Consider the following 22,984-nt stretch of genomic DNA (forward strand, 5'->3'; position numbering starts at 1 on the left):
CTGCTGGGCGTTTTGCTTTGTGGCTTCACCGCCTCTCTGCCGTGAGATCCTCGATCCACATCGTCGACGTTGACCGCACCGAAACCTGGACGCGTTACCGCGCTGGGCTGTGTGATTCCTGCGTTGCCAACTGCTGCACCATGCCCCTCGAAGTGCGGCTGCCCGATCTGGTGCGGCTGGGCCTCGTCGATCCGTTCGAGGTGGAGCACGAAGCGCCCAAGCAGATTGCCAAACGCCTGGAGAAGGCGGGGCTGATCGACCACTTCAACTTCAAGCGCGAGGTGTTCACGATCGCACGGCGCGCCAGCGGCGACTGCCATTTCCTGGACGCCAAGACGCGCCGCTGCACGGTGTACGAGCAGCGGCCCGACACCTGCCGCAAGCACCCGCTGGTCAGCCCGCGCCCGAACCACTGCCCTTATGGCGCCAAGCGCACCGCGGGGTCTGGTCCTCTGCATGAGCGCTGAGTCTTTGCCACTGCTGTCGGCCGCCGATCTGGTGGTGCTGGCGGCGGTGGAGAGGCGCCCGGAATGTGCGGCTTGTGCGCCGCTGGTGTGTCCAGGCTGGGAGTCGGTGCCCTCGACGTTCGATCTGTCGACGCTGCAGCGCGTGGATACTTTGCGCGGCGAAGACGCCGAGGAGTCCACTCTCCTGGAACACCATCCGCGCGGCACCCACGGCTGGTCGGTCGATGCGCCGATTGCGCCGGCCTTCTTTCCCTACAACCGCTGCGAGGTCTGGACTTGCAAGGCCTGCGCGAGGCCGTTCCTGCGTTACACCGAATACGGCGGCTACTACGAAGACCAGCGCATCCGCGAGATCCGTGCGGAGCGGATCGAGGACGCGCGGCCCTGAGCGCTGGATCCGCGCGTCGCAGCTTCTGGGTGCCGCCGTCCGATGGCGGTCTATGAATGCGCCTCAGCGCCGCACAGCGCTTCGCTGCAGCAGAAATTGCAGCGCCGGGCCGACGGCGTCGCGCCCCTCGGCCGGACGGCGCACACCCCGGATGGTCCGGCCGCAGTCGGTGGGCTGGCCGGTCCAGACCGCGTCCATGGTGCGGCCATCGCCCGACTCGTCAAGATTGAACTCGCCGTCGGTCACGTCGCCGGACACTTCGGCCTCCAGATCGGCGCCGGGTCCCGAGCGCCGCAGGCGCCCCCGCACGCTGCCCGCGTACTCGGGGTGCGGGCCGAACATCACTGCGCCGGTGGAGGCGGGCTCGGCTTCCGTGGCCCCTTCCGGCCACAAGCTGAGTTGCCACAGGCCGAACAGATCGGCCGGGGTCAGGTCGTCGGCCGACGGGCACCGGGGCGACGGCGGTGGCGTGGTCGCCGTCTGCGCACCGGCGGTCGGTGCGAGCACGAACGGAAGGGTCAGGGCAAGGACCAGGGCCAGCGGTTTCATGGTGCCTCCGGCTTGGGGGCGTTGGCGACGCGTTGCGCAAACTCGGCCCGCAGCGCGCGCAGCTTCTCGCGCGGGTCTTCTTTCACGGTGGCCTGGTCCAGCGCCATTTCCTTGATGAAGCGGCTGGGTGTGCCGGGCACGCTTTCGCGGCCCTTCTTGCGGCGCTTGAGCCAGCTCACCGCCAGCGTGCGTTGCGCGCGCGTGATGCCCACATACATCAGGCGCCGTTCTTCCTGCACGCGCAGCGCCAGCAGATCGGCGCTGAGGTCGCTGTCGGCGTCGTCGGTCTTGAACGGCAGCAGGCCTTCGTTCACGCCGACCAGCGTCACGTGTGGCCACTCCAGTCCCTTGGAAGCGTGTAGCGTCGAGAGCGTGACCACATTCTGGTCCTGCTCGCGGTCGGACAGGGTGGAAATCAGCGCGATGGTCTGCACGACTTCCAGCAGCGACTTGCGTTCGGTCTCCACCTGCACGCCGCCGTCGTCTTCCATCTTGCCGCCGCAGCGTCCGGCGACCCAGTCGCAGAAGTCCATCACGTTGGTCCAGCGCGCGGCCGCGATCTTCTCGTTCTCTTCGCTGTCGTACAGGTGCTGCTCGTAGGCGATGTCCTTAAGCCAGTCGGTCAGGAAGGTGCGTGCGGCTTCATGGCCGATGGTGTGGCGAGCGCGGTATTCGAGGTCGTTCACCGCGCGGCCGAACTCGTGCAGCGTGTGGATGGCGCGGCTGTTGACTGCGCTGGGCAGCGAGTGCGAGAACAGGGCGTCGAACAGGCTGAGCTTGTACTGCGTGGCAAAGGTGCCCAGCTGGCCCAGCGTGGTGTGGCCGATGCCGCGCTTGGGCGTGGTCGCCGAACGCAGGAACGCCGGGTCGTCGTTGTTGTTGACCAGAAGGCGCAGCCAGGCGCAGAGGTCTCGGATCTCGGCCTTGTCGAAAAAACTCTGGCCGCCCGAGACTTTGTAGGGAATGTTGGCGCGGCGCAGCGACTGCTCGAACGAGCGTGCCATGTGGTTGGCGCGGTAGAGGATGGCGAAGTCGCGCCACTCCTTGTGCTGGGAGTTCGCGCGCAGGCTCTGGATGCGCGCCACCGCGCGCTCGGCTTCGTGCTCTTCGTTGTCGGCGTCCACCACGCGCACCGGCTCGCCCTCGCCGAGGTCGCTCCACAGGGTCTTGGGGAACAGCTTGGGGTTGGGGCCGATGACGTTGTTGGCCGCGCGCAGGATAGCGCTGGTCGAGCGGTAGTTCTGCTCCAGCTTGATCACGCGCAGCTGCGGGAAATCGATTGGCAGCTTCTTGAGGTTGTCCAGCGTGGCGCCGCGCCAGCCGTAGATCGACTGGTCGTCGTCGCCCACCGCGGTGAAGCGCGCACGCTCGCCCACCAGCAGCTTGAGCAGCTCGTACTGCGTGGCGTTGGTGTCCTGGTATTCGTCGACCAGCACGTGGCCGAGCTTCTTCTGCCACTTCTCGCGCACTTCTTCGTGCTGCCCGAGCAGCTTGAGCGGCAGGCTGATCAGGTCGTCGAAGTCCACGCTCTGGTAGGCCGTCAGGCGCTCTTCGTAGCGCGCCATGATGGTGGCCGTAACACGCTCGTTCTCGTCCTTGGCCAGCTTCAAGGCCTCGGCCGAGGTGAGGCCCGCACTCTTCCAGCTGCTGATGGCCCACTGCCAGCCGCGTGCGGTGTTGGCGTCGGTGGTGCCGCCGCAGTCCTTGAGCAGGCTGGTGATGTCGTCGGTGTCGAGGATGGAAAACTGCTGCTTGAGGCCCAGTACCTGTCCGTCCTCGCGCAGCAGGCGCACGCCCAGCGCGTGGAAGGTGCAGATCAGCACCTTGCGCGCATCGCGCCCGACCAGCTGGGCGGCGCGCTCGCGCATCTCGGCGGCGGCCTTGTTGGTGAAGGTGATGGCGGCGATGCGGTCGGCCGCCAGACCGGCCTGGATCAGGCGTCCGATCTTGTGCGTGATCACCCGCGTCTTGCCCGAACCGGCACCGGCCAGCACCAGGCAGGGACCGCCCAGGTGGTTCACCGCATCCAGCTGCGCAAGGTTGAGGCCGGGACCGGCGGAGGACGACATGGAGGCGGGGAAGGCGGGGGGCGAAGCGGCGAATGATACGGGAGCAACAGGGCAGCCCTCAGGGCATGCGCAGGCCGTATTTCTCCAGGTCGGCCGGGTTGCGTTCGTCGGTGTAGATGCCGCGGGCGGCGGGTTGCCCGCCGGCGTGGCAGGTGACGATCACGTTGGCGTTCGCCTGGGCTTTCTGCAACACCTCGGTGCCGCAACGGCCATAGACGCTTTCGACGGTGTCGAGCACGTGGCGTGCGTAGGGGGAGGCCAGCCTGCTGTCCAGGATCAGGTTGGCCATCAGCACCCCATTGGGGCGCATCACGCGGCGGGAGGCTTGCCAGAACTCCCGGGTGACCAGGTGGCTCGGAATGGCCGCCCGGTCGCTGTAGACGTCGACCACCACGGCGTCGAAGCGCCGCTCGGTGGTCGAGACAAAGTGGCGGGCGTCCTCGGCGATGAACTCGCCGTGCACCGGGCCGCGCAGGAAATGCTGTTCGGCGATGGACCGGATCGAGGGGTCGATGTCGACGTACGTGTAGCGGTTCAGTGGTTCCTGGTGCGACAGGGTGAAGCCGCCGGCGCCGAGGACGAGGATGTCCTTGTCGCGCAGCTGGAGTTCGTCCAGCAGGGTCTGCCGCAGTGCGCGGATGTAGCGGTGGGTGTTGGGCGGGGTGCTGTCGTCGACCTGTGAGGAGCGGGAGCCGTTGGACATGAACAGCCGGGGCTGGATCTGGCCCGGCAGGTCCAGTGGTCTGACCTGGTAGTCGGCATAGGCGGTGTCTGCTGCGGCGATGGGCGTGTGGTTGGCCCAGAGGACCAGCGCAGCGGCAGCCAGTGGAGCCAGTGCGTGAAGCCATCGCCGGTGCTGCAGGATCAGAGCGCCCGCCAGCAATCCCAGGGCACAACTGGCCACAGCGACCGAGACGCCGAACCATTGCATCACCAGCACCGACAGAGAGAGCGATCCGAGGAAGGACCCCAAGGTCGACCAGTACAGTGCCAGGCCGCTGGCCTGACCCACGTGACTGTGTTTCATCAGGTTGCTCAGGATGGGCACGGTCTGGCCCAGCAGCCAGGCGATCGGGCAGAGTACGGCGCCGACAAACACGAGATAGGCCATCAAGGCGGGCTGCAGGTGTGTGAACAGGACATTCACCGTCGGACCAGCCAACCCAACCCCGGCGATCACTCCGGCCAGCAGGAAGTTGCGGGCCACCCGGGGCAGGTGCCCGTCCACCACCTTGCCCCCGGTGGCGTAACCGATGGCCAGCGCGAGCAGAAAGAAGCCGATGGTGGGGGCGGTGACGACGATGGAACTGCCCACGTGGGGCACGAGCCGCCGCAGCGCGATGACCTCTGCGCCCAGTGAACAGAAGCCTTCGATGAAGACGATCAGGTAAATCAGCACGGTGACAGCGGACGCGAATGTTGTTCTGTCATTGAGTGTGCCCGACTTGTCAGAGGGCGGCCGCGCCACCCTGAGACAATCCCCCGCTGTGCTGAACATCCTGCTCGTCACCTTCCCCTTCTTTGCGCTTGTGGCGGCGGGTTATGTCGCCGCGCACCGGCGCATGTTGCCGCTGGAGGCGATCCCGGGGCTCAACGGTTTCGTGCTGTTCTTTGCGCTGCCCTGCATGCTGTACCGCTTCGGGTCGACGACGCCGATCGCGCAGTTGCTGGACCTTTCGGTGGTCGGCGTTTACCTGCTGTGCGGTCTGGTCATGGTGGCGTTTGCCATCGCGATGACCATGAACGAGCGCATCCGCTGGAACGACGCGTCGCTGGGTGCACTGGTGGCGGCGTTTCCGAACTCGGGCTTCATGGGCGTGCCGCTGCTGGTGGCATTGCTCGGGCAGCGCGCGGCAGGGCCGGCCATCCTGACCATGCTGGTGGACATGCTGATCACCAGTTCGCTGTGCGTGGCGCTGTCGCGGCTGGACGAAGGCGAGGGCCACGGCCGTGATGCGATGCTCGACGCCGGCAAGAAAGCGCTCAAGGGCGTGGCGGCCAATCCCATGCCATGGGCTATTCTGGGCGGGGCGCTGGCGTCCTACTGGCAGTTCCGCCTGCCCGGCCCGGTCGAGAAAACGGCCTGGCTGCTGGCCGATGCGGCCTCACCGGTGGCGCTGTTCACCATCGGCGCGGTGCTGGCGCGCTCGCAGATCCAGTCCAGCCACCCGATGCCGGTGAGCGACTACCTGCCGGTGGCGTTGATGAAGCTGCTGTTGCACCCGCTGCTGATCCTGGTGGTGGGCACGGCGGCGCGGCAGCTGGGCGTGCCACTGGACGGTGACGCGCTGACCATCGTGGTGCTGGTCGCGGCCCTGCCCAGTGCCAGCAACGTCTCGCTGCTGGCCGAGCGCCTGGGCGCGGACAACGGGCGCATCGCCCGCATCATCCTGGTGACCACCGTGGCGGCCTTCGTCACGTTTTCGGCCGCCGTTTCGTTGCTGACCTGATCCCTGACCCGTCCAACGCTGCGGTTGCGGCAGGCATTGGCATTGGCTATTTCATCGATTCAATCAATTGAATCGACATATCTATAGTCAAATCCTAAAGTCATGGCTCCCACCCACCAAGGAGCCCGTCATGACGCCGACACCCCCCGCCCGCAACGTCCACAACAGCTGGATGGATGTGCTCGCCGCCCTGGCCGCCACTTTCTAAGTTCCGATTCCGTCCCGGTTCACCGCCCCAACAGGAGATCACCATGAGCAACCCCGCATCCGAAGCCAAGTGTCCGTTCCACGCCGCCGGCGGCGCCCGCGCCACGCACGGCACCCGTTCCAACGCCGACTGGTGGCCCAACCAGCTGAACCTGGCCATCCTCCACCAGCACAGTCCCGCGTCCAGCCCGATGGACCCGGACTTCGACTACGCCCACGACTTCGGCACGCTGGACTACGCCGCCCTCAAGGCCGACCTGGCTGCGCTCATGACCGACAGCCAGCCCTGGTGGCCGGCCGACTGGGGCCACTATGGCGGCCTGTTCATACGCATGGCCTGGCATTCGGCCGGCACCTACCGCACAGCCGACGGTCGCGGCGGCGCCAGCACTGGCAACCAGCGCTTTGCTCCGCTCAACAGCTGGCCCGACAACGGCAACCTCGACAAGGCCCGCCGCCTGCTCTGGCCGATCAAGCAGAAGTACGGCAACGCCATCTCCTGGGCCGACCTGTTCGTCCTCGCCGGCAACGTCGCCATGGAGTCGATGGGTTTCAAGACCTTCGGCTTCGGCGGCGGCCGCCAGGACATCTGGGCGCCGGAAGAAGACATCTACTGGGGCGCTGAAAAAGAGTGGCTGGCCACCAGCGACAAGGCCGACAGCCGCTACAGCGGCGAAAGGGATCTGGAGAACCCGCTGGCCGCGGTGCAGATGGGCCTTATCTATGTGAACCCCGAAGGCCCGGACGGCAAGCCCGACCCGGTCGCCTCAGGCCGCGACGTGCGCGAGACCTTCGCCCGCATGGCCATGAACGACGAAGAAACCGTGGCGCTGATCGCCGGCGGCCACACCTTCGGCAAGGCACACGGCGCCGGCGACCCCAAACTGGTCGGTCCCGAACCCGAAGCCGCGCCGATGGAAGCCATGGGCTTTGGCTGGATCAACCAGCACGGCAGCGGCAAGGGCGGCGACACCACCACCAGCGGCATCGAAGGCGCCTGGAAACCCAACCCCACGACCTGGGACATGGGCTACTTCACCGTGCTGTTCAAGTACGACTGGGAACTGGTCAGGAGCCCGTCGGGTGCCCACCAGTGGCGCGCCAAGGACGTGGCGCCCGAGGACATGATCCCCGACGCGCACGACCCGTCGAAGAAGCACGCGCCGATGATGACCACGGCCGATCTCTCGCTCAAGTTTGACCCGGCCTACGAGAAGATCTCGCGCGATTACCTAGCCCACCCGGACAAGTTCGCCGACGCCTTCGCCCGCGCCTGGTTCAAGCTGACCCATCGCGACATGGGGCCGAAGTCGCTCTACCTTGGCCCCGAAGTGCCGGCCGAAGACCTGATCTGGCAGGACCCGGTGCCGCCGGTCACGCATCCGCTGATCGACGCCGCCGACGCGAAGGAACTCAAGGCGCGCATCCTCGCCAGCGGCCTCTCGGTGAGCGAACTGGTGTCCACCGCCTGGGCCTCGGCTTCCACCTACCGTGGCAGCGACCGGCGCGGCGGCAGCAACGGTGCCCGCGTCCGCCTGGCCCCGCAGAAAGACTGGGAAGTGAACCAGCCGGCCCAGCTGGCCAAGGTGCTGGCCGTGCTCGAAGGCATTCAGAAGACCTTCAACGCTGGCGCCACCAGTGGCAAGCAGGTCTCGCTGGCCGACCTGATCGTGCTGGCGGGCAACGCCGGTGTGGAAAGCGCCGCCCAGGCCGCCGGCCACGCGGTGCAGGTGCCCTTCACGCCGGGCCGCACCGACGCCACGGCCGAGCAGACCGACGCCGAGTCGTTCGCCGTGCTCGAACCGCAGGCCGACGGCTTCCGCAACTACCGCAAGGCGGCCTACCGTGTCTCGCCCGAAGAGATGCTGGTCGACAAGGCGCAGCTGCTCACCTTGAGTGCCCCGGAAATGACGGTCCTGGTCGGAGGTCTGCGCGTGCTCGGCGCCAACCACGGCGGCACGAAGGCCGGCGTCTTCACCCAGCGCCCGGGTCAGCTGATCAACGACTTCTTCACCAACCTGGTGGACATGTCCACCGCCTGGACGCCCAGCGGCAATCCCTCGACGGATGGCGCCTACGAAGGCCGCGACCGCGCCACCGGCGCCGTGAAGTGGACCGCCAGCCGCGTGGACCTGGCCTTCGGCTCCAACTCGCAGCTGCGCGCCATCGCCGAGGTGTACGCGCAGAACGACGGCGGCAAGAAGTTCGTGAAGGACTTCGTCGCGGCCTGGGCCAAGGTGATGGGGCTGTAAGCACCCCCTGCGCGGCGGACGCTGCTTCCCCCTCTCTCGCCTGCGGCGGGAGGGGGACGCACCCTGAGGCCCGGCGGAGCCGGTTCCTCGGGTGTCCTTGAAAACTTCCCCTCTTTTTTGGAGGGAGTTTTTCGTTCCGGGTAGCCGTTTTTGGCAATCGGTGCAGCTTGCGGTCTGGCCGCGACACCTGCTTTGGTGCATCGAATGTCCTGTGCCACCATGTCCTCATGTTCGGCCTGCTTGCTCCGCTGCTGGCACGGCGGCGCCCGGAAAGAGAGCGCCGCCACTGGGCGTGGCTGTTCGGTTTCGTGCGGCCGCGCAGGCGCGCCATGGCGGTGGTGCTGGGGCTCTCCGTCCTTTCGTCGGCGCTGGTGCTGTTGCAGCCGCTGCTGGTCAAACGCCTGATCGACGACGGCCTGATCGCGCGCAACCAGACGGTGCTGTGGACCACGGCGCTGGCCATGCTGGTCGCCGGCCTGGCGGCCACGCTGCTCGCAGGCTTCAACCGCTACCGCCACACCCAGCTGTCGGCGGCGGTGCTGTTCGACCTGCGGCACGACGTGTTCGCGCACCTGCAGCGGCTCTCGCCCGCGTTCTGGGCGCGGCGGCGCACGGGCGACGTGATGTCGCGGCTGGATGGCGATGTGGCCGAGATCCAGCGCTTTGCGGTCGACAGCCTGTTCGCGCTCTGGTCCAACCTGCTGGGCCTGGTCGGCGCGGTGGGCTGGATGCTGTGGCTGTCGTGGAAGCTCTCCCTGGTCGTGGCGCTGCTGCTGCCGCTGGAATGGTGGTGGCTGCGCCGCATGCGCCCGCGCGTGGCCGACGGCACGCGCACGCTGCGCGAGCGCTCGGGCGACGTGTCGAGCTTCTTTGTCGAGGTGCTGCCCGCGCTCAAGTTCGTGCAGGCCAGCCGGCAGGAGGCGCGCGAGGCACGGCGGCTGGACGGTCTGCACGGCGCCTACCTGTCGTCGCTGCTGCGGCTGCAGGTGCTGGAGTTCGCGACCCACGCCGTGCCCGGCCAGCTGACCGCATGGACGCGCGCGCTGGCCTTCCTGGTCGGCGGCGCCTGGGTCATCGACGGGCAGTGGGCGCTGGGTTCGCTGGTCGCCTTCTCGACCTACCTGGGCATGGCCAGCGGGCCGGTCAACAGCCTGCTGGGCTGGTACGTGGGGCTGCAGAAGGTGCGCGTGAGCCTGGACCGCGTGGCCGAGTTGCGCGACGAGCCTGTGGCGGTGAGCGACCCGGCCGAGCCGCGGCCACTGCCCGCGCCGCTGCATGGCGAACTGCGGCTGGACGGCGTGGTGTTCGCCCACCCTGGCAGCGACGGACCGGTGCTGGCCGGTGTGAGCGCGGTGATTCCGGCCGGCCAATGTGTGGCGCTGACCGGCGCCTCGGGCGCGGGCAAGAGCACATTGATCGACCTGCTGCTGCGCCACCACGACCCGCAGGCCGGAATGGTCACGCTCGACGGCATCGACCTGCGGGACCTCGCGCTGGCCGATCTGCGCCGCGTGGTTGCGGTGGTCAGCCAGGACATCGTGCTGTTCCGGGCGCCGCTGCTGGAAAACCTGAGCTACGCCTGCCCAGATGCCGACGAGGTGGCGGTGGCGCAGGCGGCGCAGCGCGCCGGCCTCTCGGACTGGATCGCCTCCCTGCCCGACGGCCTGCACACCACCGTGGGCGAACGCGGCCAGACGCTTTCGGGTGGGCAGCGCCAGCGCATCGCGATTGCGCGCGCGCTGCTGCAGAACCCGGCGGTGCTGATCCTGGACGAAGCCACCTCGGCCGTGGACGAAGCGATGGAGGCGCAGATCCTGGCGCAGATCGATACCTGCTTCGCGGGCCGCACGCGCCTCGTGGTCAGCCACCGGCCCAGCGCCTGGGCGGGCTGTTCGCTGCACCTGCATTTGTCGGACGGGCGCATCGCGGTGCGCGCGGCAGCGGGGGCCAGGCCGGCGGAGGTGGCGCATGGCTGAACCGGTGCGGGTGGGGGTGGTGGACAGCGGCTGGTCGCTGGCGCTGCGGGACCGGGTGGACGCGGCGCTCAGTCTGGTGGTCGAGGGTGGCGACGCGCAGGACCGCATCGGCCACGGCACGCGGACGCTGCAGGCGATGGCCCAGCTCGCGCCGTCCGCGCGCTTCGCTGTGGCCCAGGTGTTCGGCTCCGCGTTGCGCACCGACGGCGTGTCCGTCGCGCGGGCGGTCGACTGGCTGGCCGACCAGGGGGTGGCGCTCATCAACCTGAGCCTCGGTGTGCGGCAGGACCACGCGCCGCTGCGCGCCGCCTGCGAACGCGCGCAGGCGCGCGGCTGCCTGCTGGTGGCGTCCACGCCCGCGCGCGGCGAGCCGGTGTTTCCCGCGGCCTACCAGGGCGTCTTGCGCGTCATGGGCGACGCGCGCTGTGCGCCGGGCCAGCATTCCGCACTGCTGCTGCCGCACGCCGACTTCGGCGCCTGCGTGCTGCCGCCCGATGGCGACCGGGCGCACGCGGGCGCGAGCCTGGGCTGCGCCCATCTGAGCGGTCGCGTGGCGGCGCTGCTGGCGCAAGGCGTGGCGCACGACCGCGCCACCATCTGGCAGGCGCTGATCGACAGCGCGGCCTTCCACGGCCCGGAGCGGCGCAGTGCATGAGCGCCGCCGGGCCGCTCCCAAGGCGCTCAGCCCTGCAATGCGCAGCGCGGAGGGTCATCCGGTGAACGCCGCCGGGCCGCTCCCAAGGCGCTCAGCCCCGCAGTGCGCAGCACGGAGGGTTTTCCAGTGAACCCGCCGCTCGAACGCAGCATCGTGGTCCTGGGCGGCGGTCCGGCCGGCGCCGCCGTGGCGCTGGGCCTGCGGCGGCTGGGGCATGCGGTGACCGTGATCGGCGTGCCGCGCGCCTTCGACGCAATCGAGGGCGTCTCCGACCGCGTGGTGGCGGGCCTGCAGGGCGTGGGCATCCATGCCGCGCTGGCGGCCATCGAGGCGCCGTCGCCGCGCCGCGCCACCTGGGCCGGCCAGACCACCGCGCTCAACAGCGAACGGCTGGTCGATCGCGCCGCCTTCGACCGCCTGTTGTGGCAGGAGTTGCAGGACCACGGCATCGAATGCCTGGCGGCGCGGGTGCTGCGCTGGCAGCCGCAAGACGACGCCCACGTCCTGCAAGTCCAGCGCACGGGTGACGAACGGTCGCTGACCTTGCGGGCGCATTTTGTGGTCGAGGCGCGCGGGCGCCTGGCGCCGCATGTGTCGGCCGGCGTTGCGCGCGGACCGGAGACGGTGGCGCTGCTCTGGCGCGGGCAGGGCGCCCCCGGCGGTGACGCGGCGTCGGCGGTCGAGAGCCTGTGCGACGGCTGGGCCTGGTGCGCGCGCCTGTCAGGCGGTGGCGTCGCGTTGCAGCTGACGGTCGATCCTTCGGCGCTGACGCTGCCACCGCGCGCGCAACTGGGGGCATTCATCCGCGAACGGCTCGCATCGGTCGGGGCGGCCTTGCCGTTTCTGGATATCCCCGCCGACGAGGTGCACGCCTTGGCGCGCACCAGCGGTGCGGTGCTGGCGCCGACGGTGTGCGGCAACCACTGGCTGCGTGTTGGTGATGCGGCCATGGCGGCCGACCCGCTCTCGGGCAACGGCATCTTCCAGTCGCTCTCGTCCGCGCTGCAGGCGCCGATGGTCATTCACACCCTGCTCAATCACCCGGCCGATGTCGTGCATGCGAAGCGTTTCCACCAGGATCGGGTGCATGGCCTGTTCCAGCGTTTCGCCCGCATCGGCCGCGACTTCTACGTGCAGGAGCAGCGCTGGGCCGACGAACCCTTCTGGGCCGCGCGCCGCGCCTGGCCGGACAGCCTGCCCGCGCACGGCACAGCGGGCGCCGCCGCGCCGCGCATCGAGGCGCGGCCGGTGGTCGACCGCGACCGCATCCGCCTGGCCGAGGTGGTGGTGACCGACGAACAGCTGCTGGGGGTGTGGCACGTTGACGGTGTGGCGGTGGCGCCGCTGTGGCGCGCGGTACAGGCCGCGCCGGGGCAAGAGGTCGAAGCGCTGACGCCGCTCATGGGTGGGGCGCACGCGCGGGCGCAGGCGATGCTGCGATGGATGCGGGCGCAGGGCTGGCTTTGAGCCGGCGCACCGGTCTTTGGCTCAGTGCTTCACCGCGGCCTTGAGCGTGGCCGAAGGCAGTTCGCCGAACAGCGACCGGTACTCGGCCGAAAACCGCGAGGGGTGCCAGAAGCCCCAGCGCGCCGCGATGTCGGCCACCGGTGCGCGCTCGTCGGTCTGGCGCCGGATCGCGCGCCGCGCGCCGTTCAGGCGCATGTTGCGCAGGTAGCGCGCCGGGTTCGTGCCCAGCACGTCCTGGAACGAGTACTGCAGCGTGCGCCGGGAGACGCGGATGTGGGCGCACAGCTCGCTCACGGTGATCGGTTCGTCGACGTGTTCGCGCATGTAGTCGCGCGCCTTGTTCACCACATACTGCCGCGTGTTGGCGGTCAGGTCCTTGCCGTCGCGCTCGGTCGGTGCGCAGAGGTTGAGCAGGGTGCTGAACAGGCCTTCTTCCAGACAGCGGCGCATGGTGGCGTGGCGCAGCATGTCGGGTGAGTGACGGATGCTGAGCATCAGGCTGGCCAGCATGCTCGCCAGTTCGTCCTGCGGGTGCTTGCGGATCAGGCCGTTGTCCACGCAGGCGCCGGGCGGTGGCAGCTCGCCCACGCGCTGGCAGTAGGCGCCAAAGCGCTCCATGTCCACGGTGACCGCGGCCAGGGTCACGCGCTGCGGCGTGCGGAAGTGGAACTCCTTGCCGCCGCGCAGGAAGAAGTGGTGGTCGCTGGTGACCGGCGCGCCGCAGAAGCGGCCACCGTCGCCGGCATCGAGCAGCGCGGCCATCGTCATCGTGCCCGGTTGCGGCTGGCCGTACTGCTGCACCACCTGGTTGGTCTCTTCGCGGAACAGCTCGACGCCATCGAAGCAGTAAGACTCGAAGCGCCCGTCGAAGGCCCCGCTGCTCATCTGCTCGTAGCACTGCCCCCAGTCGGTCAGACAGGCCGCCTGCTCGTCGGCGTCGTGCGTGTTGTTCACGCGGATGCTCACGGTCTCGCCGGCCGGTCGTGGCAGTGCCGCCTGTCCTAGGAATCGGTTCATGGAACGCCCCTCGCTCGTGGGAGATGTTGCTCTGCACGCTCGTGGTGCGTGCTTGTTGTGCGGTGCAAAAAACATGCCGTTCGGCAGAGGCTCAAGCGTTTGCCAAAAGTGGATACGGCGCCATCGGGAATCCCCCTAGCATGAATTCACGCCGCCATGGCGCAGGTCATTTGTCGAGGAGAGAACCCCATGAAATGGATGCAGACACTCAGGTCGCTGGCGCCAGTGTGCGCGGCGCTCGCATGGACGGCAGCAGTGCCGGCCGCGGGAGCCGCCACGCTGTCGGCGCAGGACATCATCAACACCAAGTGCGTCACCTGCCACACGAAAAGCGGTGAGCAGGTCAACCGCCTGCAGCAGCGCAAGACGCCCGAAGGCTGGCTCATGACGCTCACGCGCATGCGCATCGTGCACAAGGCCGACCTCTCGCCCGACGAGGTGAAGACGGTGGTGAAGTACCTCGCCGATACGCAGGGCCTGGCCCCTTCGGAATCGCAGCCCGCGCGCTATGCGATGGAGCGGCGGCTCAACACGGTCGAAAGCCTCAAGACCGAACAGTTCACCCAGATGTGCGCGCGTTGCCATTCCGGTGCGCGCGTGATGCTGCAGCGGCGGCCGATGGCCGAGTGGGACAACCTGGTGCATTTCCACGTTGGCCAGTTCCCGACCATCGAGTACCAGGCCCTGGGCCGCGACCGCGACTGGGTCAACATCGCCTTCAAGGAGATGGTGCCGTTCCTGACCAAGAACTTCCCCTACGAGTCCAAGGCCTGGACCGACTGGAAAGCCAGGGCACCGGTGAGCCCGGTGGGTCGCTGGACCGTGGCCGGTCACTGGCCCGGCAAGGGCGACTACGCTGGCGTGATGGAGGTCAAGGCCGGCGAGGCGGCCGATCGCTACGCCGTGAGCATCGATGGCGCCTGGGCCGACGGCAGCGCCTTGAAGGGCAGCGGCTCCGCACTGGTCTACACCGGCTACGAGTGGCGCGCCGATCTCGACATCGGCGGCGTGAAGATGCGCCAGGTGCTGGCCCTCGACGGTGACCGCGCCAGCGGCCGCTTCTTCGAGCGCGAACAGGACGAGGTTGGTGGCGACCTCAGCGCTGCGAGGCAGGGCGCGGGCAGCGCGGTGCTGGCGCTGCAGCCGGCCCACATCCGCGCCGGCGAGACCGCCACGCTGCGCGTGGTGGGCACCGGGCTCGATGGCGACGTGAAGCTGCCCAAGGGTCTGAAGCTGGTCGAGACCGTCTCGCGCGATGCGCAGCAGCTGGTGGTCAAGGTCATGGCATCGAAGTCCGCGGCCACGGGCATGCAGCCGGTCCAGGTCGGCGCCGCGTCCGCGAAGCTGGCGGTGTACGACCGCATCGACTACGTGAAGGTCACCCCCGACTACGCCATCGGCCGCATCGGCGGCAACGGCGGTTCGACCCCGGTGGTCCAGGGCCGTTTCGAGGCCATCGCCCACTCCGCCGGCCGCGACGGTAAGCAGGGCACCAAAGACGACTGGGCCATCGGGGTGGTGCCGGCCAAGTGGTCGGTCGAACCCTTCGACGACACCGCCAAGGCCGAGAAGGACGTCGAGTTCGCCGGCACCATGAACGCCGACACGGGGGTGTTCGTGCCCGGCGCCGCCGGCCCCAACCCGAAACGCCGCATGAGCACCAACAACGCCGGCAACCTCAACGCGGTGGCGACGGTGACCGAGGGCAAGAAGACGCTGACCGGCAAGGGCCACTTCATCGTCACCGTGCAGCGCTGGAACAACCCGCCGCTGCCCTGATGTGCACACCCCAAGGAGCACGACATGAGTGAAACCCTGACATTGCGCGACCACAACCTGCACAAGGTGCGGGTGGGCGAGCGCACCATGATGCTGCACATCCCGACCAACGCGCTGTACGGCATCGACGAGATGACCGACACCGTGCTGGAGCGGGTACGCGCCGAGTCCCTCTCTGCCGATCAGCTGGTGCAGCAACTGCGCGGCCGGTTCGACGAGCAGGACCTGCGCGAGACCGTCGGCGAACTGCTGACGCTGGACCTGCTGAGCGACGGTCGCCCCGTGCCCGCCGCCAAACCGGTCACGACCGTGGGCAACCTGGCGATCAACACCGTGGTGCTGAACGTCAACACCGGCTGCAACCTCAGCTGCACCTACTGCTACAAGGAAGACCTCGACACGCCCGACAAGGGCCGGCGCATGTCGCTGGAGACCGCGCAGCAGTCGATCGAGCTGATGCTGGCCGAGTCGCCCAACGAGAAGCGCTTCAGCGTGGTCTTCTTCGGTGGCGAGCCGCTGTCCAACCTCAAGCTGATCCGCGCGGTGGTGGACTACTGCGAGGCCCGCTTCGCCCAGCTGGGCAAGCAGGTGGATTTCGTGATGACCACCAACGCCACGCTGCTGACCGACGAGATCGTCGACTGGCTGGACGCGCACCACTTCGGCCTCTCGATCAGCATGGACGGACCCGAAGCGATCCACGACCGCAACCGGCGCACCGTGGGCGGCAAGGGCACCTACCGCACCGTCAGCGACAAGGCGCGCAAGCTGCTGGCCCGCTACCACGCGCGGCCCGTCGGCGCCCGCGTCACGCTGACGCACGGTACCACCGAGGTCGAGCGCATCTGGGACCACCTGTTCAACGAGATGGGGTTTGCGGAGGTCGGTTTCGCACCCGTGACCTCGGGCGACATCGACACCTTCAACCTCTCGGTGGACGAGCTGCACGAGGTCTTCGCCGGCTTCAAGCGGCTGGGCGAGCGCTACCTGAGTGAAGCGCTGCAGGGCCGCACCACTGGCTTCTCCAACCTGCACCAGCTCATCACCGACCTGCACGAAGGCCAGCGCAAGGCGCTGCCCTGCGGCGCGGGGCTGAAGATGCTGGCGGTGGACCACGAGGGCGGACTCAACCTCTGCCACCGCTTCACCGGCTCCTCGCTGCCGACCTTCGGCGACGTCAAGACCGGCATCGAGAAAGAGGCCCTGGGCGCGTTCCTCGACCAGCGGCTGGACCGCAGCGGCACCGGTTGCGAGACCTGCCGCATCCGCAACTTCTGCGCCGGTGGCTGCTACCACGAGAGCTACGCCCGCTACCAGGACCCGATCCACCCGACCTACCACTACTGCAACCTGATGCGGGACTGGGTCGACTTCGGCATCGGCGTCTACAGCGAAATCATGGCCAAGAACCCTTCCTTCATCGACCGCTTCATCTCCCCCCGAAAGGTGCACTGACATGAAACACCTCCAAGCCATCAACCAGAAGGCCCAGCTGCTGGACCAGGCGGCCGAGCAGAACAAGGTCGAGGACGTCGTCGCGATGTCCAGCGTCGTCGGATGCGCCAGCACCTTCGACCCCGGCTGGGAAGTCGACGCCTTCGGCGGCGTCGCCTCGCTGTGCCAGCCGATGGAGGCCGACCTCTACGGCTGCGCCGACCCCTGCTGGTGGCCGGCCCAGGTGCCGGACACCATGAACACCTACCCGGACTGGAACAAGAAGGCCGCCAGCACCAAGGACGACTGGCGCAACCTCGGCTCCGTCTTCCCCAACGACTGACCGCCCGGAGAATCCGCATGAAAAACAGCTTTGCCCCCGGGTGGTGCGCGCTCGCGCTGGCCGCCCTCGCACCCGCCGCCGTGCAGGCCGCGCCGCTCAACGCCGACAAGCCGCTGGTCCCGGGCGACGAATACCTCGTCGTTGCCAGCAACCCCGACAACCTGCACGTGGTCGACCTCAAGGCCGACGCGCTCTACAAGAGCTGCGCCGTCCCCGGATCGGTCGCGCCCGGCACCATGGTCATGTCGCCCGACAAGACCACCGCCTACCTCGTGACCAACCACTTCGACGAAGTGCACGGCATCGCGCTCGACACCTGCCAGGTCGTCTTCCACGCAAAGATGGCGCAGAAGCCGGAAGAACGCGCCAAGGCGCTGTTTGCCCTCTCGGTCAGCAACGACAGCAAGCAGCTCTACGTGATCCAGACCCCGACCACGCTGCACAGCGACCATTACCGCATCGGCGAGCCGCGGCTGGCCGTGTACGACGCGAAGGCCGGCGAGGGCGCCAAACCGCTGCGCACCCTGCCCGCGCCGCGGCAGGTGACCGTGATGGCCACCGGCCACGACGGTTCGCTCTACATGGTCGGCCCGGACATCTACAAGTTCGATCCCGTGACCGGCAAGCAGACGGTCGCGATCCCTTCGCGAAACTGGAAGCGGCCGCACTTCGCGCCGCCGGACGTGCTCAGCGTCTGGCCGATGAAGAACGCCAACGACGACTTCACCATCCTCTACACGACGGCGAAGTTCAAGGGCAAGGACGGCGACATGGCCAACGCCGAGTTCCTCTACGGCTACTTCAACGTCAACCTCAAGACCGGCAAGACCGAGACCCGCGACTTCGCGCCGTTCACCGAGATCTACTTCACCGGAACCCGCTCGCCCAAGGATCCGAACCTGATGTTCGGCGTGCTCAACCGGCTGGCCAAGTACGACATCAAGCAGAAGAAGCTGCTCAAGGCGGCCGAGATCCCGTACTCGCACTACACGGTGTCGATGAACCGCGAAGGCAGCAAGGTGTACCTGGGCGGCACCTGGAACAATCTGACGGTCTACGACGCCGCCGAGCTCAAGCCGGTGACGACGATCGCGCTGCCGGGTGGCGACATGGGGGCGGCCTCGCCGCAGACCTTCACGCGCTGAGCGTGTCCTGACAAGGTGTGCGTGCCGGGTTCCCGGCGCATCAGGGCTGGGGTGTGTCCGGTAGGCTCGCCGGCACACCCCTTTTTTTGTGCCCCGGCACCGGACCCATGCCCTTCACCCTGCTGGTGGCCCGCCACGGCCAGACCGACCTCAACATCGACGAGCGCTGGCAGGGCAGGCTCGATCTCCCGCTCAACGCGACCGGCCAGGCGCAGGCGCGGCAGCTCGCGCGCGACCTGCCGGCCGGCATCGATGCCATCGTCGCCTCGCCGATGCAGCGCGCGCGCCAGACCGCCGAACCGGCGGCGCAGCGGTGGGGCCTGCCGGTGAGCTTCGACGCCGACTTCCGTGAGCGCGACTTCGGTGTCTTCGAGGGCCTGACCGAGGCCGAAGCCGCTGTGCAATTTCCCGAACTGATCGCCCGCCCGGCGGCCTACCGCTGGGACGAAGAGCCGCCCGGCGCCGAGTCCACGCGCGCGGTGGTTGACCGCGTGGCGCGCGGCCTGCAGCGCCTGCGCGAACAGCACGAGGGACGCACCGTGTTGTTGGTTTCGCACGGCTTCGTGGTGCGCTGCCTGCGCTTCCTCATCGATGGGGTGAACCCGGCCGACTTCTTCACCGCGCCGCGCATTCCCAACGGCAGCCTGCTCACACGCCAGCTGCCCTGAGTCCTCGGGTGGCGCCTGCTGCGGCGCGGTACGGGCCTGTGCGCTTGCGAACAGACGGCACCTCCGGCAAGTCCTAAAACTATGTTTCGCTGCACGCCGGGTTGTTCCGGCCGTGGGCTTCACACCGAGGACTTGCTCCATGACTTCACGCACTTCGACGGCCCGCGCGGCCGCCTTCATCGTCGCCGCCACCCTGTGCGGCGCCCATCCCGCCTGGTCGCAGGTGGCCGGCGGCAGCACCACGGTTGGCGTCAGCGTGGTCGAGTCGACCCAACTGGCCATGGGCTGGAGCGTCAAGGAGACGCTGCTGGGCAAGCTGATCTACAACGAACAGGGTGACAAGGTCGGCAAGGTCGAAGACCTGATCATCTCGCCCGACCGCAAGCTCTCGTATGTGATCGTGGGCGCGGGCGGCTTCGTCGGCATCGGCCAGCACGATGTGGCCGTGCCGGTGACGCAGATCGAAGACCGGGCCGGCAAGCTGGTCATGCCCGGCGCCACCAAGGTCCAGCTCAAGGCGATGCCCGCCTTTGTCTACGCCAGCGACACCACGCGGCGCGACCAGTTCGTGAGCGCCGCCGAGACCGACATCGCGCACGGCAAGGCCCGCGTGACCGATCTGGAAAAGAAAGCCGGCACGGCCGCCACCGACACCAAGGCCGCGCTCGACCTGCAGATCACCACGCTGCGGCTGGACGTGAAGTCGGCCGAAGGCAAGCTGACCGAACTCAAGCAATCGGGGCTGAACCGCTGGAGAGAGTTCGAAGCCGGCGTGAGCGCCGCCACCGCACGGCTGCGCAAGTCGATCGATTCGGCCGCCGGCTGAACCGCCAACTTCTTACCGACAGGACACCCCATGAACAAGATGCTCGTTGCCATTTTTGATTCCGAAGTCGCGGCCGACGCCGGCCTGCACGCGCTGCGGCGCCTGCACAGCGAAGGCGACATCACGCTCTACGCCACCGGCGTCATCGCCAAGGACGCCTCGGGCCTGGTCAGCGTCAAGTCTTCGCTCGATCACAGCAACGCCGGCGCCGGTCTGGGGCTGGCGGTGGGCAGCCTGATCGGCCTGCTCGGCGGCCCGCTGGGCATGCTGATCGGCGCCTCGACCGGCGCGGTGGCCGGCTCGGTGCGCGACTACTGGGTCGCTGGCGTGGGTCTGGACTTCGTCGAAGAAGCCGAGCGCCAGCTCAAGCCCGGCAAGGTGGCACTGATCGCCGAGGTCGACGAAGAATGGGTGACGCCGGTCGACACCGCCATGGAAGCCACGGGTGGCACCGTGTTCCGCCGCTCGCGCAGCGAGGCCGTCGAGGCGCAGTTCGACCACGACATCGAGGCGTTCAAGGCGGAGATCCGGGATCTGGAAGCCGAATCGGCCCACGCCAGCGACACGGTCAAGCTGCGCCTGCACATCAAGTTGGAAGCCGCAAGCGTCAGCCTCGGCGCGGCGGTGCACCGGGCCCAGCAGCAGGTCGAGATGATCAAGGGCGAGGCCGACGCCAAGGCCGACTCGCTCAAGGCCCAGATGAACGACGCCCGCAGCGACGTGCATGACCGCATCGAGAGCCGCGTGAAGCGGGTCAAGAGCGGCTACCACGCGCGCGGCGCCAAGCTCTCGCACGCCTGGAGCCTGACCAAGGAAGCGCTGAGCGCCTGACGGTGGCCAGAGCGGCCCGGTGGCTAGATCGACACCGGGTCGATGTCGACCGCAAACCGGATCAGGCCGCGCGCCCCCGGGATGCTGCGGCCATCCAGCAGCAGCGGCTGCCAGGCCGCGAGGAAACGCTGCAACGCGGCGCGCGAGGCGGCCTCGACCAGCAGCTGAGCGCGCTCGACGTTCGCCACGCGCTGGATCGTCAGCGGCACCGCCGGGTAGAGCGTCACTTCCTCGCGATGCGGCAATGCGGCGGCGGCTTCGGCGGCAGCGTTGAGGAAGGCCTGCGCGGCTTCCTGCGTGCGCGCGTCGGCGCGCAGCAGCGCCTGGAAGCCGAACGGTGGCATGCCGGCGGCCTCGCGGTCGGCCAGCTGCGCCGCCGCAAAACCCGGAAAGTCGTGTTTGCGCAGCGAGGCGAACAGCGCGTGGTCCGGGTGCCAGGTCTGCACCCACATCTCGCTCGCGCCCGCCTGCGCCGCGTCGCGCCCGGCCCGGCCCGCTGCCTGCATCAGCAGCGCGAACAGCCGCTCGGGCGCGCGGTAGTCGCTGGCGAACAGGGCCGCGTCGGCGTTGATGCTCGCGACCAGGGTGATGCGCCGGAAGTCGTGGCCCTTGGCGACCATCTGCGTGCCGACCAGCACATCGACCTCGCCGCTGTGCAGCGCGGCCAGTTGCTGCTCCAGACTGCCCTTGAGCCGCGTGGTGTCGGCGTCCATGCGCGCGACCTTGGCGGGCTGGCCGTCGGGGCGCTTCACGCTGGAGAGCAGCCCCGCGAGCTGTTCCTCGATCTGTTCGGTGCCGCGGCCCACCGGCGCGATGTCCAGGTTGCCGCAGTCCGGGCAGGCGCGCGGCACGCGCGAGGTGAAGCCGCAGTGGTGGCAGCGCAGCGTACGGTCGAGCTTGTGGAACACACGGAAGGCGCTGCAATTGGGGCACTGGCTTTTCCAGGCGCAGGCGTCGCACGAGAGCACCGGCGCATAACCGCGCCGGTTCAGCAGCACCAGGCACTGCTCGCCGCGCGCGATGCGCTCTTCCATCGCCGCCAGCAGCGGTGGCGCAATGCTCGCGCCCTTGGGCTGGTGGTTCATGTCGACCAGCCGCAGCTTCGGCAACGAACCGCCGCCGATGCGCGCCGGCATCTCCAGCCGCTTGTAGCGGCCCTGATCGGCCGCGTGCCAGCTTTCCAGCGACGGCGTGGCCGAGCCCAGGATCACCTGGCAGCGCTGACCGCGCGCCGCCAGCGCCTCGCTCTCGACCTTGGCGCGGTACACGGCGAGGTCGCGCGCCGAGTAGCGTGCGCCGTCCTGGCTCTTGTAGCTCGGGTCGTGTTCCTCGTCGACCACGATCAGGCGCAGGCCCGGCAGGCTGGCGAAGATCGCCATGCGCGTGCCCAGCACGATGCGCGCCGCGCCGCTGTGCGCCGCCAGCCAGCTGCCCAGCCGCTGCGCCGGCGTCATGCCGCTGTGCATCGACACCACGGCGCCGTCGCCGTATTGCGCCGCGAAGCGCTCGCGAAAGCGCGCCTCCAGCTGCGGCGTCAGGTTGATCTCGGGCACCATGACCAGCACCTGCGCCGCCGGGTCGGACGCCAGCGCGTCTTCGGTCATGCGCAGGTAGACCTCGGTCTTGCCGCTGCCGGTCGCGCCGAACAGCAGCACCGGTTCTGTCGCCGCCGGCAACGCCTGCAGCACGGCCTCCTGCTCCGGGCTCGGTGGCAGGACGGCCACCGGCGTGCCGGTCGGCGCCGGGTGGGCCGCGGCGGCCTTGGCCTGGCGCTTGAGGCGCCGCGCCAGCTGTGCGGCGTCCAGTTCGCGCAGCTGCGGCGGCAGCGCCGCCAGCGCCACCTCGCCCAGGCTGCGCTGGTAGTAGCGCGCGGCGAACGTCACCAGTTGCCGCCATGCAGCATTGAGCGGCGTCAGCCCCTCCAGCGCGCCGAGCACGGGTTTACCCTGTGAGGCGTCCATGCCCGGCGGTGGTCCGTCCGGGCCGTCCCAGGCCACACCCAGCACCTCGCGCGCGCCCAGCGGCACCCGCACCAGCGTGCCCGGCGCGAGCGACAGCTCACTTCGGTAGCTCAGCGTCGGCCCCAGACCGCTGTGGGCCGGGGTCGCCACGACCACGCTGGACCAAGTAGGCATATTTGGCGCTTTTTCCTCAGTTGAAGTGTCGGAAAACCGGGTAAGTCATTGATTTGTCATGTCTTCCACAGCTGTCCTCAAAATCTGTGGATAACTTTGTTGATAGTTGCGTTTTGCCGGGCCGTATCCCTTGTAAATCAAGGGCTTTCTTAAAATGCCCGTTAAAACGGCAAACCACAAACCTCAACAAAATCAACAACTTAACAGACTCACCCAAACAGGGTAGGCGGGGATGGTTACAGAAAGTACCTTCCGCACCGCAGCAAAAATTTTGTGTATAACCAAACCCTGTCAAGCGCCTTTTTTCAGAAAAATTTGAGCCAGGA

General features: G+C 68.4%; 19 protein-coding genes. 14 read left to right on the forward strand and 5 right to left on the reverse strand.

Annotation, left to right across the window (positions count from 1 at the left end; all coding sequences use genetic code 11):
- Positions 1-41 precede the first annotated feature (41 nt).
- On the forward strand, positions 42-467 hold the full coding sequence (locus ACLIJ1_RS07105) for a YkgJ family cysteine cluster protein (protein ID WP_411364812.1): 426 nt from the start codon (positions 42-44) through the stop codon (positions 465-467).
- Positions 457-855, forward strand: coding sequence for a hypothetical protein (locus tag ACLIJ1_RS07110; RefSeq protein WP_411364813.1), 399 nt, complete (start codon positions 457-459; stop codon positions 853-855). The genes ACLIJ1_RS07105 and ACLIJ1_RS07110 overlap by 11 nt, the downstream gene beginning before the upstream one ends.
- A 63-nt stretch (positions 856-918) precedes the next feature.
- On the opposite strand, the gene ACLIJ1_RS07115 is transcribed toward ACLIJ1_RS07110, so the two are convergent.
- Genes ACLIJ1_RS07115 through ACLIJ1_RS07125 form a run of 3 tightly spaced genes read right to left on the reverse strand, consistent with a single transcriptional unit; the run spans position 919 to position 4,872 of the window.
- Complete coding sequence (locus ACLIJ1_RS07115; protein ID WP_411364814.1) at positions 919-1,404, reverse strand: hypothetical protein; 486 nt, start codon at positions 1,402-1,404, stop codon at positions 919-921.
- The gene (locus ACLIJ1_RS07120) at positions 1,401-3,473 is read right to left on the reverse strand and encodes an ATP-dependent helicase (protein ID WP_411364815.1); all 2,073 of its coding nucleotides are present in this window, start codon (positions 3,471-3,473) and stop codon (positions 1,401-1,403) included. The genes ACLIJ1_RS07115 and ACLIJ1_RS07120 overlap by 4 nt, the downstream gene beginning before the upstream one ends.
- A gap of 58 nt (positions 3,474-3,531) precedes the next feature.
- The gene (locus ACLIJ1_RS07125) at positions 3,532-4,872 is read right to left on the reverse strand and encodes a fused MFS/spermidine synthase (RefSeq protein WP_411364816.1); all 1,341 of its coding nucleotides are present in this window, start codon (positions 4,870-4,872) and stop codon (positions 3,532-3,534) included.
- An 88-nt stretch (positions 4,873-4,960) separates the two neighbouring features.
- Here ACLIJ1_RS07125 and ACLIJ1_RS07130 point away from each other — a divergent pair, with 88 nt between their 5' ends.
- From ACLIJ1_RS07130 to ACLIJ1_RS07150, 5 genes are all read left to right on the forward strand, one after another.
- Positions 4,961-5,923, forward strand: a complete 963-nt coding sequence (locus ACLIJ1_RS07130) for an AEC family transporter (RefSeq protein ID WP_411364817.1) — start codon at positions 4,961-4,963, stop codon at positions 5,921-5,923.
- A gap of 251 nt (positions 5,924-6,174) precedes the next feature.
- Positions 6,175-8,382 (forward strand): catalase/peroxidase HPI, encoded by a 2,208-nt coding sequence (katG, locus tag ACLIJ1_RS07135; protein WP_411364818.1) that lies wholly within the window; start codon positions 6,175-6,177, stop codon positions 8,380-8,382.
- Between the two features lie 227 nt (positions 8,383-8,609).
- Positions 8,610-10,358 carry an ABC transporter ATP-binding protein gene (locus ACLIJ1_RS07140; RefSeq protein WP_411364819.1) on the forward strand — a complete coding sequence of 583 codons (1,749 nt, stop codon included), beginning with the start codon at positions 8,610-8,612 and terminating at the stop codon, positions 10,356-10,358.
- Positions 10,351-11,013 carry a S8 family serine peptidase gene (locus tag ACLIJ1_RS07145; RefSeq protein WP_411364820.1) on the forward strand — a complete coding sequence of 221 codons (663 nt, stop codon included), beginning with the start codon at positions 10,351-10,353 and terminating at the stop codon, positions 11,011-11,013. The genes ACLIJ1_RS07140 and ACLIJ1_RS07145 overlap by 8 nt, the downstream gene beginning before the upstream one ends.
- Positions 11,014-11,139: 126 nt before the next feature.
- Positions 11,140-12,480 carry an FAD-dependent oxidoreductase gene (locus ACLIJ1_RS07150; RefSeq protein WP_411364821.1) on the forward strand — a complete coding sequence of 447 codons (1,341 nt, stop codon included), beginning with the start codon at positions 11,140-11,142 and terminating at the stop codon, positions 12,478-12,480.
- A 21-nt stretch (positions 12,481-12,501) separates the two neighbouring features.
- On the opposite strand, the gene ACLIJ1_RS07155 is transcribed toward ACLIJ1_RS07150, so the two are convergent.
- Positions 12,502-13,497, reverse strand: a complete 996-nt coding sequence (locus ACLIJ1_RS07155; RefSeq protein WP_411364822.1) for a helix-turn-helix domain-containing protein — start codon at positions 13,495-13,497, stop codon at positions 12,502-12,504.
- A gap of 189 nt (positions 13,498-13,686) precedes the next feature.
- Here ACLIJ1_RS07155 and peaA point away from each other — a divergent pair, with 189 nt between their 5' ends.
- The 7 genes from peaA (at position 13,687) to ACLIJ1_RS07190 (ending at position 20,523) form a co-directional block, all read left to right on the forward strand.
- Positions 13,687-15,276, forward strand: coding sequence for a quinohemoprotein amine dehydrogenase subunit alpha (gene peaA / locus ACLIJ1_RS07160; RefSeq protein WP_411364823.1), 1,590 nt, complete (start codon positions 13,687-13,689; stop codon positions 15,274-15,276).
- 24 nt (positions 15,277-15,300) lie between these two features.
- Complete coding sequence (peaB, locus tag ACLIJ1_RS07165; RefSeq protein ID WP_411364824.1) at positions 15,301-16,731, forward strand: quinohemoprotein amine dehydrogenase maturation protein; 1,431 nt, start codon at positions 15,301-15,303, stop codon at positions 16,729-16,731.
- 1 nt (position 16,732) lies between these two features.
- Entirely contained in the window at positions 16,733-17,053 is a 321-nt protein-coding gene (gene qhpC / locus ACLIJ1_RS07170; protein WP_411364825.1) for a quinohemoprotein amine dehydrogenase subunit gamma, read from the forward strand.
- Positions 17,054-17,070: 17 nt separating this feature from the next.
- Positions 17,071-18,198, forward strand: a complete 1,128-nt coding sequence (gene peaD, locus ACLIJ1_RS07175) for a quinohemoprotein amine dehydrogenase subunit beta (RefSeq protein WP_411364826.1) — start codon at positions 17,071-17,073, stop codon at positions 18,196-18,198.
- Positions 18,199-18,305: 107 nt separating this feature from the next.
- A complete protein-coding gene (locus ACLIJ1_RS07180; RefSeq protein WP_411364827.1) occupies positions 18,306-18,866 on the forward strand; it encodes a histidine phosphatase family protein in 561 nt (186 codons plus the stop codon).
- A gap of 139 nt (positions 18,867-19,005) precedes the next feature.
- Entirely contained in the window at positions 19,006-19,692 is a 687-nt protein-coding gene (locus ACLIJ1_RS07185) for a PRC-barrel domain-containing protein (RefSeq protein ID WP_411364828.1), read from the forward strand.
- Positions 19,693-19,722: 30 nt separating this feature from the next.
- Entirely contained in the window at positions 19,723-20,523 is an 801-nt protein-coding gene (locus tag ACLIJ1_RS07190; protein ID WP_411364829.1) for a DUF1269 domain-containing protein, read from the forward strand.
- A 23-nt stretch (positions 20,524-20,546) separates the two neighbouring features.
- Here ACLIJ1_RS07190 and priA read toward each other — a convergent pair whose 3' ends face one another.
- Entirely contained in the window at positions 20,547-22,658 is a 2,112-nt protein-coding gene (gene priA, locus ACLIJ1_RS07195) for a primosomal protein N' (protein ID WP_411364830.1), read from the reverse strand.
- Positions 22,659-22,984 lie beyond the last annotated feature (326 nt).

It is taken from the genome of Hydrogenophaga sp. RWCD_12 (assembly GCF_046604225.1).
In the GTDB taxonomy this organism is placed as follows: domain Bacteria; phylum Pseudomonadota; class Gammaproteobacteria; order Burkholderiales; family Burkholderiaceae_C; genus Hydrogenophaga.

What these genes read in the sequence shown, in the direction of transcription:
- priA (WP_411364830.1), bottom strand. Translation starts at nt 22,658, where the DNA reads ATGCCTACTTGGTCCAGCGTGGTCGTGGCGACCCCGGCCCACAGCGGT.
- ACLIJ1_RS07115 (WP_411364814.1), bottom strand. Translation starts at nt 1,404, where the DNA reads ATGAAACCGCTGGCCCTGGTCCTTGCCCTGACCCTTCCGTTCGTGCTC.
- ACLIJ1_RS07140 (WP_411364819.1), top strand. Translation starts at nt 8,610, where the DNA reads ATGTTCGGCCTGCTTGCTCCGCTGCTGGCACGGCGGCGCCCGGAAAGA.
- ACLIJ1_RS07110 (WP_411364813.1), top strand. Translation starts at nt 457, where the DNA reads ATGAGCGCTGAGTCTTTGCCACTGCTGTCGGCCGCCGATCTGGTGGTG.
- ACLIJ1_RS07155 (WP_411364822.1), bottom strand. Translation starts at nt 13,497, where the DNA reads ATGAACCGATTCCTAGGACAGGCGGCACTGCCACGACCGGCCGGCGAG.
- katG (WP_411364818.1), top strand. Translation starts at nt 6,175, where the DNA reads ATGAGCAACCCCGCATCCGAAGCCAAGTGTCCGTTCCACGCCGCCGGC.
- peaD (WP_411364826.1), top strand. Translation starts at nt 17,071, where the DNA reads ATGAAAAACAGCTTTGCCCCCGGGTGGTGCGCGCTCGCGCTGGCCGCC.
- qhpC (WP_411364825.1), top strand. Translation starts at nt 16,733, where the DNA reads ATGAAACACCTCCAAGCCATCAACCAGAAGGCCCAGCTGCTGGACCAG.
- ACLIJ1_RS07145 (WP_411364820.1), top strand. Translation starts at nt 10,351, where the DNA reads ATGGCTGAACCGGTGCGGGTGGGGGTGGTGGACAGCGGCTGGTCGCTG.
- ACLIJ1_RS07120 (WP_411364815.1), bottom strand. Translation starts at nt 3,473, where the DNA reads ATGTCGTCCTCCGCCGGTCCCGGCCTCAACCTTGCGCAGCTGGATGCG.
- ACLIJ1_RS07185 (WP_411364828.1), top strand. Translation starts at nt 19,006, where the DNA reads ATGACTTCACGCACTTCGACGGCCCGCGCGGCCGCCTTCATCGTCGCC.
- peaA (WP_411364823.1), top strand. Translation starts at nt 13,687, where the DNA reads ATGAAATGGATGCAGACACTCAGGTCGCTGGCGCCAGTGTGCGCGGCG.
- ACLIJ1_RS07180 (WP_411364827.1), top strand. Translation starts at nt 18,306, where the DNA reads ATGCCCTTCACCCTGCTGGTGGCCCGCCACGGCCAGACCGACCTCAAC.
- ACLIJ1_RS07190 (WP_411364829.1), top strand. Translation starts at nt 19,723, where the DNA reads ATGAACAAGATGCTCGTTGCCATTTTTGATTCCGAAGTCGCGGCCGAC.
- peaB (WP_411364824.1), top strand. Translation starts at nt 15,301, where the DNA reads ATGAGTGAAACCCTGACATTGCGCGACCACAACCTGCACAAGGTGCGG.